Below are 15,864 nucleotides of genomic sequence, written 5' to 3'. Positions count from 1 at the left end.
GATGCAGGTGTGTTAATTTAACTCAATCAAGTGTATCAATGTATTAATACAGTATTCAAGGCTAATGTTAGAACTCCTGCATGTCAACCCCAGCAGTGGTGAACCGATTTACCGCCAGTTGACCGAGCAAATTATTCACCTCATTGTCGGCGGACAACTGCCGCCCGAGACTGTGTTGCCTTCAGTTCGGCAAATCGCAGCGCATCTGGCGGTCAACCCCATGACAGTGTCTCGTGCCATTCAGCAGCTGGTTGATCAAGCTTGGCTTGAGCGGCGTCGAGGCCAACCCACTCGGGTGGCACAGAATACTCCCGCAGCGACTGCGTCACCGGCAGCACTATTAGCACCGCAACTTAATGAGCTAATCGCGAATGCGCAACAGTTGGGTTTGACACTGGCACAACTCGAGCAACTGCTGGCGCAACAGTGGCAACAGCAGCATCAGGATGATAAGTAATGGAGTCGTTTATGGAACAGAAGGCATTACTCGAGTTACGTAACATCACCAAGCAGTTTGACGGTCAAACTGTGCTGAAAGGGTTATCGCTAACGCTTTATCCGGGCATGGTGGTCGGTTTGTTAGGCACCAATGGCGCTGGCAAATCAACCCTGATGCGGATTGCCTTAGGCATTGTGACCGCTGATAGCGGTGATGTGCGCATCCTTGATGAATCACCAGACCGCTTGAGCGCGAAGGCGAAGGCCGCTATTGGCTATGTGGCGCAGCAGCCGTTTGGCTATGAAGGTTTTACAGTCGCGCAAGCACTGAACCTGCATCGTAGTTTTTACCCAGAGTGGGACTTGGCGCTTGAGCAAGAATGGCTGCAGCGTTTTGGGTTAGATGGCAAAACTGCGGTACAGAAGTTGTCCATCGGTCAGCGTCAATCGCTGGCGCTTATCATGTCGATGGCTTATCGCCCTAAATTACTGTTGTTGGATGAACCGGTTGCCAGTTTAGATCCGCTGGCGCGACGCCATTTTATGGCCGATCTGTTTGAGCTGGCATTGGAATCAGGCTCAGCAGTGTTATTTTCCTCGCACATCACCTCAGACCTAGAGCGGGTTGCCAGCCATGTGGCCTTGGTCAAGGAAGGGGAATTACTGCTGATGCGCGAAATTGATGAGCTGCGGGAGCATCTGCGCCTTATCACCCTTGCTACGGATGAATTGCCTGCGTTACCGCCATCAATTCAGGTATTGGGACATCATGGGCGCACCTTAGTGATTGATGGTTATCAAGGGCAGCCGATCGCCCAAGCGCAGAGTTGCTTGCCCATCAATTTGGAGCAGCTGTTTATGGAGTTGCACCCATGATTAAAGGAATGGCGCTTCTATGGGGCAAGGATATTGGCAGCGCGAGTTTCCTGTTTAACCTGCTGCTAGGCCTCGGCATGGCGCTATTATTTGGCAAGATAGACGCCAAAGAGCAACAAGTCAGCATCTTCTTTGGCTTGAGTATTTTTAGTGGTACCTGCGCCATTTTGTGGCAAATCATTCGGTTACAGGCCACTGAATGGGCTGAATTAGTGCCGGGCTATCGCGCAATGGTGTTACGGCAATGCCGCATGCTGTTGCTGTTTGTGCTGCTGGCAAATCTGGCCGTTGCCCAGCTGATATATCAGTCGCAATCAATCGTAGCCTTACAAGGCTTAGCTTGGGCAATTGCTGCGGCATTTGCGCTGTATTGTTTGCGGCAACCTTCTAAATATCAGCTGAGTTTATTCCTGTTTGTGGTGTTATTTGCGTTGGATGATATCGCACCGCTCCTGCCCGCCTATTGCTGGTGGACCATTGCATTGGCGCTGGCTGCACTGCTATCGACTCAAATTAAACGGTTGCGCTGGAACAGCGATGGCATGACGGTATACCGCAATGGCATTGAATGTGGTTGGTTGTGGATGCCAAAGCTGGGGAGTTCACAGCTGCAGTTTAAGATCAGTCGTTGGTTTTATCCTATTCCGCACTTTATGGGCTCTGGCTTGGTTTCAATGTTAGCGCTTGCTGTCGCTTTCCCGCTATTGGCATTTATGGTGAATATCGGCTGGGATAAGCAGTTTCCCGCACCTTTGATTGCCGGCGTATTCACTATCTTTACTGGCTTGATGGTGCATTGGAACCGAGTGATGCGCAGCCGCAATGTCACTTCGTTACTGCTGTTGCCGCTTTACAATGGCGTTGATGGGCTAAGACAAGGCTTTGAATGCGCCCAGCTGCGCTTACTGTTTACGGCAATGGTGATCGTGCTGTTCAGCGTGGGGTTACAAGCGCTGTTGCTGCAAGTGTGGCCTTGGCAAGCTGCGATGCATCTGCTATTGACCACATACTGGGGCGGCGTGATCGGCCTAGCACTGGGCTGCCTCTGCGCTAAACCTTGGCATATGGCGGTCATGGTGTTCTTCTATGGCCTACAAAACGGCTTTATGAGTGCTTATCTGGCGGATGTCGGTCAAATGGAGGCGATGCCGCAATGGCTATTATGGTTCGATGTACTGATGGCGCTGGTGTCCACCGTGTTTTTTCGCTGGAGCAACCAACGTTTGTGGCGTAACGGCCTGCCTTATTAGTGCGCCTTCAACTATTTGAGGGAGAACTAACACTTCTATTTTTGCAAAACTCTTATGCTAATTTCTACGCCAACCCATTCGTGGTTGGCGGTCATTCTGCATGCTGATCTTGCTTCCTGCTGTGGTACGGAATTTGCTGCGATTTACCTACAGCGTCGTTGTCTGCGATTCGGTAAATAATTCTGGTATTTTTGCCGCATAACGGGGAGTTATGCTTGCGAATGGCACCAATTTGGGGCATTGATAGTTAAAGATGCGCTGGAAAAATGCATGGCAGCGATAACCTGCACCAAGGTTGTCAGAGAGGACATTCGGTCTATGGATAAACTAATAAAAAATTATGACTCTGGTGATTTTTTCGATGAACTTATCGAACCATCAGGCTCAGCCCGCCCACCCGCAAAGCAACTCCTTAAATATCTTGATTCACTTTCCGCAGAAGAACTCGAAAAGCGGCGTTTGACCGCAGAAGCCACAGTGCAGGAGATGGGGATCAGCTTTACGGTATATACCGAAGAGGGCAACATCGACCGCGCTTGGCCGTTTGACATTATTCCGCGCACCATTGACGCCAAGGATTGGGCGGTGACTGAAGCAGGTCTGAAGCAGCGTCTGACCGCCCTCAACCGTTTTATTGATGACCTCTACCACGATCAAAACTGCATCAAAGATGGCATCATTCCTGAGCACATCATCAAAGACTCGAAGAATTTCCGCCCAGAATGTGTTGGTGTTTCACCGGCGTTTGGGGTGTGGGCCCATATCTGTGGTACTGATTTGGTACGCGATCACGATGGTAAATTTTATGTGCTAGAGGACAACCTGCGGGTGCCGTCAGGTGTGTCTTACATGCTAGAAAACCGCGCCATTACCAAACGGGTGTTGCCAGAGCTGTTTGAAAACGATGATATTCAGCCAAACGGTTCTTATCCGGCTGAGCTGTTTGAAACTCTGGCCGCCTTATCACCGCGCAAAATTGATCGTCCAGAAATTGTGGTACTGACGCCCGGCATTTATAACTCCGCCTATTTCGAGCATGCGTTTTTAGCACAGCAGATGGGCGTTGAGTTGGTGGAAGGTAGCGATATGTTTGTCGGTGACGACAACTGCGTCTACATGAAAACCATCTACGGCCCAGAGCGGGTTGATGTGATTTATCGTCGTATCGATGATCTATTTATCGACCCTGAAGCCTTTAATCCAGAGTCAGTGCTCGGTGTGCCGGGGCTGATGCGGGCATGGAAAGCGGGCAACGTCGCGCTTGCCAACGCGCCGGGTGCTGGTGTCGCCGATGACAAAGTGGTTTATGCCTATGTGCCAGCGCTGATCCGCTACTACTTGAATGAAGAGCCGATTCTACCGAACGTGGAAACCTATCTGTGTGAAGATCCAGAGCAGCAAGCGTTCGTGTTAGCCAATTTAGATAAGCTAGTGGTTAAACCTGCTAACGAATCAGGTGGCTATGGCATGTTAGTTGGGCCTCACTCAACAAAAAAAGAGCAGCAAACCTTTGCTGAACTGATCAAAGCCAATCCGCGCAATTACATCGCGCAACCAACGCTGAAGCTCTCCACCGCGCCCACTCTGATTGGAACGGGAGCATTGGAGCCACGCCACCTCGATCTGCGCCCCTTTATTCTGCAAAGCCGCAACACCTATGTCACCACCGGTGGCTTAACCCGCGTGGCGATGAAAAAAGGTTCCTTGGTCGTTAATTCGTCACAAGGCGGTGGTAGTAAAGACACATGGATCGTTGAGACCAAAGGAGAGTAAGCATGTTATCTCGAGTTGCAGAACGGCTTTATTGGAGTGCCCGTTACCTTGAACGCGTAGAAAACATTGCGCGTTTGGTCAGTGTTTACGATGACCTGTTGTACGATCTGCCGCGTGATATTGCGGTGTCGTGGTACAACTTGGTCGAAATTAATAGCGGCGTTGAATTCTACAATCAGCGTTACAAAGTCCGCGATGAACATAACGTACTGAAATTTATGCTGGCAGACGATACCAACCCGGGATCGTTGCTGTCGTCATTGAAAATGGTGCGAGAAAATATTCGGACGACCCGCGATGTGGTGCCGGGTGAGATGTGGGAATTGATCAACGAGCTTGATCTCTATGCGCGGCAAAACATCAAACAAGGGATTAACCGTTCGGTGCGACACGCCTATCTCAATACCATTATTGAAGGCTGCCAAAAGATTATCGGTTTGCTGACCGGCACCATGGATCGTCACGCGGGCTGGCACTTTATTATGATGGGGCGCTTTTTGGAACGCGCTGATATGAACACTCGTATTTTAGATGCGGCCAACTTCCAAATGCAGCATTCACAAGAGGAAGAGAGCGTTAAGCTAGGCCAAGTGGTGTGGTCAAAAGTGTTGAAATCGCAAAGTGCCTATTTGAGCTTCCGCCGCACCATGCGTTGCTCGATCAGTGGTGCCTCTGTGGTGACCTTTATGTTGACCGATGCCTGCTTCCCGCGTTCGCAACGTTATTGCTTAGAGCAAGTGAAAGCCGCCGCTGCAACCTTACCTCGCTACGGCATTATCGCAGCCAACGTAGATAAATTGCTGAAGATTACCAATGGGGTTGAGCACTCGACCGATCTCAACGAGAAATTCAGTGAGTACCTCAACGAAGTGCAGTTAGGCATGATCGCGCTGCATCACCAGATCACTGAAAACTGGTTCCACTTTCAGCAAGGGGATGCCGCATGACCATCCGCGTAGCGATTCAACATAAAACCACCTACGAGTTCGATCGCTTCATTAATGTGTCACCGCATATTTTACGCTTACGGCCAGCGCCACATTCGCGTACCCATATTCACGGTTATTCATTAAAGGTCACACCGGAAGAGCACTTCATCAACTGGCAGCAAGACCCATTCGGTAACTGGATGGCGCGCTTGGTGTTTCCAGAAAAAATGAAGAAGCTTGAATTTGCGGTGGAAGTGATCGCCGATATGACGGTCATCAACCCCTTCGATTTCTTTATTGAAGAATACGCTGAAAAATTCCCCTTTAGCTATGCTGCGGGGTTAAAAGAAGAGCTGACGCCTTACCTCAAAACTGAGGAAGATTGCCCTGAGCTTGATGCATGGATGGCCAGCATCGACCGCTCCCCACAAGCAATCGTTGGCTTTTTGGTATCGCTCAACAGTCGCCTTGCACAAGACATCAGTTATGGCATTCGCCTTGAACCTGGGGTGCAGACCTGCCAAGAAACGCTAACACTGAAGAAAGGCTCTTGCCGCGATACCGCTTGGCTGCTGGTGCAGATTTTACGGCGGCTCGGGTTAGCGGCGCGTTTTGCTTCCGGTTACTTGGTGCAGCTAGTTGCGGATGTTAAGGCGCTGGATGGCCCATCGGGCACCGACCATGACTTCACCGACTTGCATGCGTGGTGCGAAGTTTACTTGCCGGGCGCAGGTTGGATTGGGCTGGATCCAACGTCTGGTCTGTTTGCTGGCGAAGGCCATATTCCGCTGTCCTGTACTGCAGATCCTGTGTCTGCGGCGCCCATTACTGGCTTTACCGACCCTTGCGAATGCGAATTTAGCTACGAAAACGTGGTGACCCGTATCCATGAAGACCCGCGGGTAACTAAGCCTTATTCTGATGAAGAGTGGCAAAATATTAAAGCGCTGGGGCGTGCCGTTGATGCCGAATTTATCGAGCACGACGTGCGCCTGACTATGGGCGGTGAGCCGACGTTTGTTTCCATTGATGATATGGATTCAGCGCAATGGAATACCGCCGCACTTGGTGCCGACAAGCTGCGTCTGGCAAAAGATTTGTTACTGCGAATGAAGCAGCAGTTTGGTGCCAATGGCTTGCTGCATTATGGCCAAGGCAAGTGGTATCCCGGTGAAGAGGTGCCACGTTGGGCGCTGGGCTGTTTCTGGCGAACTGATGGCGAAGCGCTATGGCATGAGCCGAAGTTATTAGCCCGTGTCGATACCAATTACGGCCATACCCTGGCAGATGCTGAGCATTTTGGCGCTCAGCTGTGTGAGCAACTTGGGATCGCGCCGCGTTATCTGCAACCCGCGTTTGAAGATACCCTCTACTACCTGTGGTTAGAGCGACAATTGCCTGAGGGCGTTGATCCGCGTAAAGCGGATCTAAAAGATGATTTGGAACGGCGCCGTCTCGCGAAACTGCTGACTCGTGGTCTTGATACTCCGAGCGGTTATATTCTGCCGGTAGAGTTTAACGGCATCGCTTGGCAAAGCAGCTTGTGGCCGATGCGCTCCGAAGTGATCACCCTAATCCCCGGTGATAGTCCGATGGGGTTCCGTTTACCGCTAAGCTCTTTGCCCGCAGTTTCCGAAGAGGAGTTTGAGGCAGAGCGTGACCCATTTGAGCCGCGTGCGCCATTGCCGGTATTTGACGTAGCCGCGGCTACAACCATTGCCGAACAGCAACAAGCGGCCGGTAACTGTCAGCCGAGCTATAAAATCGTTAGAAACGTGGTGCGTACCGCGATCTGTTTGGAAGTGCGTGATGGTCGCCTGCACCTGTTTTTGCCGCCTGTCAGTTATCTGGAAAACTACGTTGCCTTAATCAATGCCATTGAAGCGGTAGCCAGCAAATTGCAGCTGCCAGTAGTAATTGAAGGCTATGAACCGCCAAAAGATTATCGACTGCAAAAATTCCTCATCACGCCTGATCCTGGGGTGATTGAGGTGAACATTCATCCAGCGAAAAGCTGGGATGAACTGGTGCACAACACCGAAACTTTGTATGAACAAGCTTACCTGTCACGGCTCGGCACCGAGAAGTTTATGCTCGATGGCCGCCATACCGGCACTGGCGGTGGTAACCACGTGACGCTAGGGGGCGTGACCCCGGCCGATAGCCCAATGCTACGGCGGCCGGATCTGCTGCGCAGTTTGGTGACCTACTGGCAACATCATCCCGGCTTGTCCTATCTGTTTTCGGGCATGTTTATTGGCCCAACGAGCCAAGCACCGCGGGTCGACGAAGGCCGTGATGAAGCACTGTATGAGCTGGAAATCGCCTTCGACAACATGCCCGATGGTGAAGTAAACGCGCCTTGGCTGGTGGATCGCTTGATGCGTAACTTGCTGGTGGATATCACCGGCAATACCCATCGCTCGGAGTTCTGTATCGACAAACTCTATGCCGCTGGCAGTGCCAGTGGTCGCCAAGGGTTGTTGGAATTCCGCGGTTTTGAAATGCCGCCTCATGCACGTATGTCGTTAGTGCAGATGCTGTTGCTGCGTTGTTTGGTCGCCCGCTTCTGGCACAAGCCGTACCAAAAGCCGCTAGTGCGTTGGGGCACGCTGCTGCACGACAAATTTATGATGCCGCACTATGTGTGGCAGGACATTAAAGAAGTTGTCGATGATCTACAGCGTCATGGCTATCCCTTTAAATTAGAGTGGTTAGCGCCGTTTGAAGAGTTCCGCTTCCCACATTATGGCCGGCAGCAGATTGGCAGTATTGAACTGGAATTGCGCTGGGCAATTGAGCCTTGGCATGTGCTTGGTGAGGAGATCACCCAATCGGGCACTGCGCGGTTTGTGGATTCATCGGTTGAGCGTTTGCAAGTGCGCTTGAGTGGCCTGACCGACAGCCGTTATGTGCTGACCTGTAATGGTCGCCGCGTGCCGCTGTCGCACACAGGTAAACAGGGAGAGATGGTGGGCGCGGTGCGTTATCGCGCTTGGGCGCCGCCGTCAGCGTTGCACCCAACTCTCGGTGTCGATTCACCACTGGTGTTTGACTTAGTTGATAGTTGGAATGGGTTGTCGGTGGGTGGTTGTACTTATCGCGTGAGTCATGCGGGTGGGCGCAATTATGACACTGTGCCGGTGAACAGTAATGAGGCGGAAGCGCGCCGAGTTAACCGATTTACCGACCATGGATTTACCCAAGGTCCGTTGATGCCGCCGCCTGAATTTAATGCATTGCGTGAGTTTTATGAAAATAAAACCCTGCCAAAACAATTAGCTCCGTCAGATGAGGAACCAACACAGGAATATCCGCATACCTTAGATCTCAGAAGAAAGTATACTAGGCTCTAATTTTCGCCAATCAGCAGTAAAACATGACATCGACAGGTTCAAAGTCTGCCGCTGCAAGCGTTAAAAACTTGCAGGCGCAGGCTCCCTATGCACAGCCCCAGAGCGCTTATGATGAAGCGTTCGATTTTTCACGGGTTGTGAGACCTCATTGGCAATTAGTGATGGAAAACATTGCCAGACTAGGTAACGATGGCATGCAGGATCGCTATCTCCGCGCCCAACGTATTTTGCGCGACGATGGTGCAACCTATAACCTAAATAACGACCCTTTATCTCCCACGGTTTGGTCACTGGACATAGTGCCAAATGTGATTGAACAGGCGGAGTGGCAGTTGGTAGAGAAAGGTCTGGTGCAGCGTGCCAAGCTGTTTGATCTGATCTATCAAGACCTCTATGGCGAGCAACGTTTGCTAAAGGAGGGGATAATCCCGTCGGAGATTATCTTCTCTCATCCGGGATTTTTGCGTGCTTGTCACGGGCTCAAGCTGCCCGGCACCCATAAAGTGATCTTTCATGCGGTAGATATGGTACGCAGCCAAGATGGCCACTTTATTGCGATTGGCGATCGAACACAGGCGCCGAGCGGTACCGGCTATGCACTGGAAAACCGCACCGTAGTGTCGCGGGTAGTACCGGGGATGTTCCGTCACGCCAATGTGCTGCGGTTGTCGAGTTTCTTCCATACGGTGCGGCAAACCCTCGCGAACTTGGTATCGCACAAAACCGATACGCCGCGAATCGTGGTGCTCACCCCAGGCGCTTACAGCAGTACCTACTTTGAACATGCCTATCTTGCAAACTACCTCGGTTTCCCGCTGGTACAAGGCGGCGACCTAACCGTGCGCAATGGCAAGGTGTGGATGAAGTCGCTTAATGGCTTAAGCCAAGTCGACGTGATTTTACGGCGTATGGATGATAGTTACTGCGACCAAAGTGAGCTGCGTGCGGACTCCCGTCTAGGGGTGCCTGGGTTATTAGAAGTGGCACGTAATGGTAACGTGGTACTCGCGAATCCACTGGGAAGTGGTGTGTTAGAAGCGCCGGCTCTGTTGGCCTTCTTACCGGAAATAAGCCAATTTTTACTGAATGAACCGCTGAAGTTGGCATCCGTCCGTACTTGGTGGTGCGGCAATCCCGAGGATAAAGCCTATGTGCTGGCTAACCTCGATCAGTTGATCATCAAACCGGCCTATCGCAGTTTCTACAGTCGCAGCGTTTATGGCCACAGTTTAACTGACAAAACTCGCGCAGAGATTATTGCCCAAATTGAGCACAGTCCACACGCGTATGTGGCGCAGAGTTATATTCCCGGCGCTATCGCGCCAATTTGGCAGAACAAACAACTAGATGGCCGTCCGAGTATTTTCCGTGGCTTTACTGTGGCCGATAAAGACAGCTTTTGCGTCATGCCCGGCGGCTTAACCCGGGTGGCAGAGTCAACCGCAGAAGCGATTGTGACCAGTCTTTCCGGTGCCATGAGTAAAGATACCTGGGTAGTGAGCGATAAGCCGGATACCTCGAGTTTGCCCATTTTGGATGCGCAGCCGCGTGATCGCGCTGAAGTCAGTAATTTGCCATCGCGGGTTATCGAAAATCTGTTCTGGTTTGGTCGCTACGCCGAGCGCGCTGAACTGAGCCTGCGCTTGATGCGCACCATTTTTAAACAACTGAACGGGATTGAGCCATTCCCGCCTGAAAGTCGCGATGTTTTGCTCACAGCGATGTCACAGCTGACGGGTTGTTTGCCGGGCTTTACCGAAGACCCAGAGCTACTGGAGAACCCTAACGATGAGTTAGCGGCGTTGGTGATTGATGGCGCACGGGTCGGCAGTATCAAATTTAACCTACAATCGATGCTGGCCTGTGGTGAGCAAGTCAAAGAGATGCTGTCAGCCGATACGCGGATCATTCTCAACGAATTGCGCGACCATATTCTTGCGGTCGATGAAGCCTATAGTGACGGTTTACCCGCAGTGCCGGAAGAGTCGTTGGATAGCTTGGTAACGTCGCTGTTAGCGTTGTCAGGTTTAAATCATGAAAGCATGTTGCGCGGTATGGACTGGATGTTCCAAGAGATTGGCCGCCGTACTGAGCGTGCGCTGCAAACCGCTACGTTGCTGAAAGCCACTCTCACCGAACATCTCCCGAGTTTACAGCAACAGCAGATTCTGGAATCGGTGCTGCTGAGCGTGGAAGCCTTGATCTCTTTCCGCCGCCGTTATCGGACGCGGGCGCGGATAGCCTATGGCTTAGATCTGCTGATGATTGACGCCACCAACCCACGTTCGCTGATTTATCAGGTGGATCAGTTACGTAAATATCTCAATGAATTACCGCGTAATTACACCCAAAGCTCAGGGTTAACCGCAGAAAATCGACTGATTATCAAAACCCTTAATGACATTCAGTTGGCCGATCTGGAAGCGTTAGCATTGATTGATGAAGAGACCGAAACTCGCGCCAGCTTAGCGCAGCTAATGACCCAAATCGGCGACCAACTTGATCAATTCACCAGTTTGATCAGTGATAAATATTTTGACCATACCGCAGGCCCGCAGCCGTTGGTTAAAGCGCAATGGAAGGCAGATATATGAGATATCGCGTACGTCATCTCACCGAGTATCAATACAGTTCAGCGGTTACGCTGTGCTACAACATGACTCACTTGTTGCCCCGCAGCACGGCGAAGCAACAGGTGTTGAGTCAACGCATTGTGGTGACACCAACGCCGATATATCAGAGCGCCGGAGAAGATTATTTCGGCAATGAAACCTTCTATTTCTCAATTCAAGAGCCGCATAAAAAGTTGGCGATTGAAGTGGAATGTGATTTCGAGATTGAAGAGGAAGATCTGCCAAATCAGCTGCAGTTGCATGACATAACCTGTGGCGACTTGCGTGGTTTGCTGGCACAGCCTTGGAACCCTGAGTTGCGGATGGTGAAAGAATACATGCTTGATTCGACCCATATTAAGTGCTCGAAACTGCTGCGCGAATACGCTGCGGACACCTTTGCTGATGATGTACCGCTGCTACAAGCGGCGTTAGATTTTACCCACAAGATCTTTAGCGAGTTCACCTTTGATGCGACCGCCACCGATGTCACCACGCCGGCTGAAACCGTGTTAAAAGAGAAGCGTGGTGTATGTCAGGACTTTGCCCATTTTGCCATTGCTTGTATTCGCTCGGTGGGCTTACCAGCGCGTTACGTCAGTGGTTATCTGGAAACCTTACCGCCACCGGGGCAAGAAAAACTGGTCGGCGCCGACGCCTCACACGCATGGTTTGCGATTTACGTGCCCGAGTTGGGCTGGGTGGAATTTGATCCCACCAACGATTTAATGCCCAACGGTCAGCACATCGTCACCGCGTGGGGACGCGATTATGCCGACGTATCACCACTCCAAGGCGTAATTTTTGATGGTGGCGATACTCATTCACTGTCAGTTTCTGTTGACGTTCAGCGCGTCTAATCCGAGTAAACTGTTCACATTATCGACCCTCGCAGTCCATTTGGGCTGCGTGATTCAAGCGCTTGTAAAATAGAGTTTTTATTCTACTTTAGCCTAATGCCTTTCATGTGAATAAACCGGTCATATAAATTCATTATTCGTTATTTCAATAAATTAGCATCTGGTCAAACCAGATTTTGACAGTGTGAGACATCGCTTAATTAGGGCAAAAATCTTTCGGCGGCGGCCTGGCTTGAGTTAAAATGGCAAAAGCGAAACAGCTGTAAGCTAAAAGGTGATTTACATCATGTCTCTTGCGCAATACCAAATTGTCAAACTGCTGGAACAGCAAGTAAAACAGCAGCCGGATAATATCGCCCTCGAAGGCTTTGAAATGGCGTCCCCATGGGACAAGGTCAGCTGGACTCAATTTAAAAATTATAGCGATCAATTAGCCGCGGCCTTTATTGACCACGGTTTAGCGGTTCAAGACCGTGTCGCTATTCTGTCTAACAACTGTCCACAATGGTCAATTGTTGATATTGCCACCAATAAAGCGCGTGGCGTGCTGGTGCCGATTTATCCCACTTCAACCCTTGAGCAAGCGGTATACATTCTGCGTGATTCTGGGGCAAAAGTGCTATGCGTCACCAATCAGGCGCAATACCAAATGGCCTGTAAACTGCAGCCATTGTGCCCGGCGCTGCAGCAGGTAATCGTGTTTGATAATGACGTGCAGCTGAAAAGCGAACTGCACTTTCATCTCGACACTCTGTTGTCTGAAGAAGCTGGCGTCACTCATCCTGAGTTGCAACAACGCTTGGCAGAATCAAGCCTCGATGACCTGTTGACCTTGATTTACACCTCAGGCACCACCGGTGATCCTAAAGGAGTGATGCTGGATCAGCGCAATGTGGCGTCAGCGATGCGTCAACATCACCAGCGAGTGCCGTTTGAGCAAGGCGATGTCTCATTAGTGTTTCTACCGCTGAGCCATGTGTATGAACGCGGTTGGAGCTACTACGTGATGAGCCGCGGCGGCCGTAACGTCTACTTGGCCGATACACCGCGAGTACAGCAAGCCATTGCCGCCGTTAAGCCGCACACCGTTTGTGTTGTGCCACGCTTCCTTGAAAAAGTGTATAGCGCCGTTATTGATAAAGTGAACAAAGGCCCTGCATCACGGCGCAAGTTGTTTGCTTGGGCGATTTCGGTAGGCCAACGTCAGTTTGAAGCTGACCAAGGTCGCGCCAAAGGTAGCCTGTTGTTGAAGTGGCAGTGGTTGCTGGCCAATAAACTGGTTTACAGCAAGTTGCATAACGCGCTCGGCGGCCGCATCAAATATATGCCTTGCGGCGGCGCGGCGTTAGATGCCGACGTTGGTGCGTTCTTCGCAGCGATCAATATTCCATTGCTGGTGGGGTATGGCATGACTGAAACCACCGCAACGGTGGCATGTTGTTCGCCAGACAATCGAGTGAAAGGTGCTAACGGCTTACCGCTGGATGAAGTGGAAGTACGTCTCGGTAAGGATGATGAAATTCTAGTGCGCGGTGAAACCGTGATGCGCGGTTATTTCAATCGGCCACTGGAAACCGCTGAAGCTTTTGAAGATGGCTGGTTGAAAACCGGTGATGTCGGTCGTATCGACGAAAACGGCAATCTGTTCATCACTGACCGTCTGAAAGAGCTGATGAAAACCTCTAACGGTAAATATATTGCACCGCAGCGGGTTGAGGGAAAAGTGGGTTGCTGTCCATTAATTGAGCAGGTGGCAATTATTGCCGATGCTCGTAACTATGTGACCGCATTGATTGTGCCAGCGTTTGAAGCGCTAGAGTCATGGGCAAAGCAAAAAGGCCTCAACTATGACTCGCCAATTGAGCTGATCCGTAACACCCAAGTGGTGGCACATTTTGAAGAGCGATTAAAGCAGCTACAGCATGAGCTGGCAGGCTTTGAGCAGATCAAAAAATTCACCCTGCTGCCTGAAGCGTTCTCGATGGAAGCGGGTTTGATTACGCCAACATTGAAGCTGCGTCGTAAGATGATTTACAGCAAATATGCGAACGAAATTAACGCCATGTATAACAGTTAAGTGCGTCATTTAACGTAACAATAAGGCCGCCTTTTGGCGGCTTTTTTGTAGGTTTGATCACAAAAATTAGATTTTTACTATCTTGTCTGCATTTTCTCTAATTTGTTCATAAAAGTAGCCATTTTGACGAAGTGCAAGTCTCCATGCTTTCAAGTGTCCTTTCTAGCACTATCGTTGCCAATCCCCTAATAGACAACATCAATCTTGTGTAAGCGTTCTGTGTATTTGCCAATTGTTGCGCAGTGGTTAATTGTGTTTTGTTTTGGTTTAATTTTGTTTTGTTAAAATTTAACCAAAATAAAATTACTAATATTCAGTATGTTATTCATCATTGTTGTTTGTAATTTGTATTTAACTGGCTTAAGTATATTAAATTTGTTAAACGCGTAAAATTTAGCAAAATAACCGTGAGGTGAACGCTAACCATCTTAGTTTATTCAATATTCGACCTTTGTCCACTTGGTACATTAATCAGAAACAGATCAATATATTAGTATTTGCTGCACTAATAATTCTCGACCAAAATTAACTGCTGATTAACTTTTTTGGTTATTGATTAAACAGCAATAAGTGATTATTAATGGATAGCAATTAACAGATGAAGCCTTCATCTGTGCTTGGTCAGCGTTATGAGGGGTGGTGACGCTGTGTCAAAGTCAAACAAGGAATACCAAAATGAAACTCTATAAGAAACTTGGTGTGATTGGCGCCGCTGCGATTGTCAGCTTCAGCTCAGCAGTATGGGCTGCGCCTAAATTTATTAACGTACTGACGGGCGGTACCAGCGGTATCTACTATCCGTTGGGCGTGGCATTATCACAGCTTTATGGTAACAACATTGATGGCGCGAAGACTTCTGTGCAAGCCACCAAAGCTTCGGTAGAGAACCTCAACCTGCTGCAAGCGAATCGCGGTGAATTAGGTTTTGCCTTGGGCGATTCAGTGTCAGCGGCGTGGAAGGGTGATGAAGAAGCTGGCTTTAAAAAGCCACTCGATAAATTGCGTTTGATTGCCTCTGTTTATCCTAACTATATTCAAATTGTGGCCAACAAAGATTCCAACATTAAGTCATTGGCTGACTTGAAAGGTAAGCGTGTCTCTGTGGGCGCGCCAAAATCCGGTACTGAACTCAACGCGCGAGCAATTTTTGCCGCTGCCGGACTTTCTTATGAAGATCTCGGCAAAGTAGAATTTCTGCCTTATGCCGAATCGGTTGAACTGATCAAAAACCGCCAGTTGGATGCAACGTTGCAATCTTCAGGTTTGGGAATGGCGGCATACCGTGATTTGGCATCGACTATGCCAGTGAATTTTGTACCAATTCCTAAAGACGTGATTGAGCGCATCGGTAATGCGGCGTTCCAACCCGGTGTTATCCCTGCCGGTACTTACGATGGTCAAGATGCTGATGTGGATACGATTGCTATCCAAAACATGCTGGTCACCAACAGTGGTGTGTCTGACGACGTGGCGTATCAGATGACGAAGTTGATTTTTGAAAACTTGGATTATCTGCGTAATGCCCATGCTGCTGCCAAAGCCATTTCTTTGGACAAAGCGACTCAATCTCCTATCCCGCTGCACCCAGGTGCTGAGCGTTACTACAAGGAAGTCGGCGCACTCAAGTAATGCTCGCGCCCAGCAGTTTCCTTTCAGAAATCGCTTCGATACTCGATCGAAGCGATTTGTCGTT

General features: G+C 50.0%; 10 protein-coding genes. All 10 read left to right on the top strand.

Translation table 11 applies throughout. The features are described from left to right. The first annotated feature begins 64 nt into the window (after nt 1-64). Nucleotides 65-457 carry a GntR family transcriptional regulator gene (locus tag JYB87_RS18230; RefSeq protein WP_207354839.1) on the top strand — a complete coding sequence of 131 codons (393 nt, stop codon included), beginning with the start codon at nt 65-67 and terminating at the stop codon, nt 455-457. Between the two features lie 11 nt (nt 458-468). Continuing rightward, a complete protein-coding gene (locus JYB87_RS18225) occupies nt 469-1,314 on the top strand; it encodes an ABC transporter ATP-binding protein (protein ID WP_207354838.1) in 846 nt (281 codons plus the stop codon). Beyond that, nucleotides 1,311-2,564 (top strand): hypothetical protein, encoded by a 1,254-nt coding sequence (locus JYB87_RS18220; protein ID WP_207354837.1) that lies wholly within the window; start codon nt 1,311-1,313, stop codon nt 2,562-2,564. The genes JYB87_RS18225 and JYB87_RS18220 overlap by 4 nt, the downstream gene beginning before the upstream one ends. Nucleotides 2,565-2,882: 318 nt before the next feature. Further along, nucleotides 2,883-4,337 (top strand): circularly permuted type 2 ATP-grasp protein, encoded by a 1,455-nt coding sequence (locus JYB87_RS18215; protein ID WP_207354836.1) that lies wholly within the window; start codon nt 2,883-2,885, stop codon nt 4,335-4,337. Nucleotides 4,338-4,339: 2 nt separating this feature from the next. Beyond that, nucleotides 4,340-5,284, top strand: coding sequence for an alpha-E domain-containing protein (locus JYB87_RS18210; RefSeq protein WP_207354835.1), 945 nt, complete (start codon nt 4,340-4,342; stop codon nt 5,282-5,284). Further along, on the top strand, nt 5,281-8,622 hold the full coding sequence (locus JYB87_RS18205; RefSeq protein ID WP_207354834.1) for a transglutaminase family protein: 3,342 nt from the start codon (nt 5,281-5,283) through the stop codon (nt 8,620-8,622). The genes JYB87_RS18210 and JYB87_RS18205 overlap by 4 nt, the downstream gene beginning before the upstream one ends. Before the next feature lie 23 nt (nt 8,623-8,645). After that, the gene (locus tag JYB87_RS18200; protein WP_207354833.1) at nt 8,646-11,216 is read left to right on the top strand and encodes a circularly permuted type 2 ATP-grasp protein; all 2,571 of its coding nucleotides are present in this window, start codon (nt 8,646-8,648) and stop codon (nt 11,214-11,216) included. Beyond that, nucleotides 11,213-12,094, top strand: a complete 882-nt coding sequence (locus JYB87_RS18195) for a transglutaminase family protein (RefSeq protein WP_207354832.1) — start codon at nt 11,213-11,215, stop codon at nt 12,092-12,094. The genes JYB87_RS18200 and JYB87_RS18195 overlap by 4 nt, the downstream gene beginning before the upstream one ends. Before the next feature lie 286 nt (nt 12,095-12,380). Then, a complete protein-coding gene (locus tag JYB87_RS18190; RefSeq protein ID WP_207354831.1) occupies nt 12,381-14,171 on the top strand; it encodes an AMP-dependent synthetase/ligase in 1,791 nt (596 codons plus the stop codon). Nucleotides 14,172-14,846: 675 nt separating this feature from the next. Continuing rightward, nucleotides 14,847-15,800, top strand: a complete 954-nt coding sequence (locus JYB87_RS18185; RefSeq protein WP_207354830.1) for a TAXI family TRAP transporter solute-binding subunit — start codon at nt 14,847-14,849, stop codon at nt 15,798-15,800. Nucleotides 15,801-15,864: the final 64 nt, after the last annotated feature.

The sequence above is a fragment of the Shewanella avicenniae genome, assembly GCF_017354945.1.
Classification (GTDB): Bacteria; Pseudomonadota; Gammaproteobacteria; order Enterobacterales; family Shewanellaceae; genus Shewanella; species Shewanella avicenniae.
Note: the sequence above shows the minus strand (reverse complement) of the source record. Positions and strands in the feature narration are given on the sequence as shown.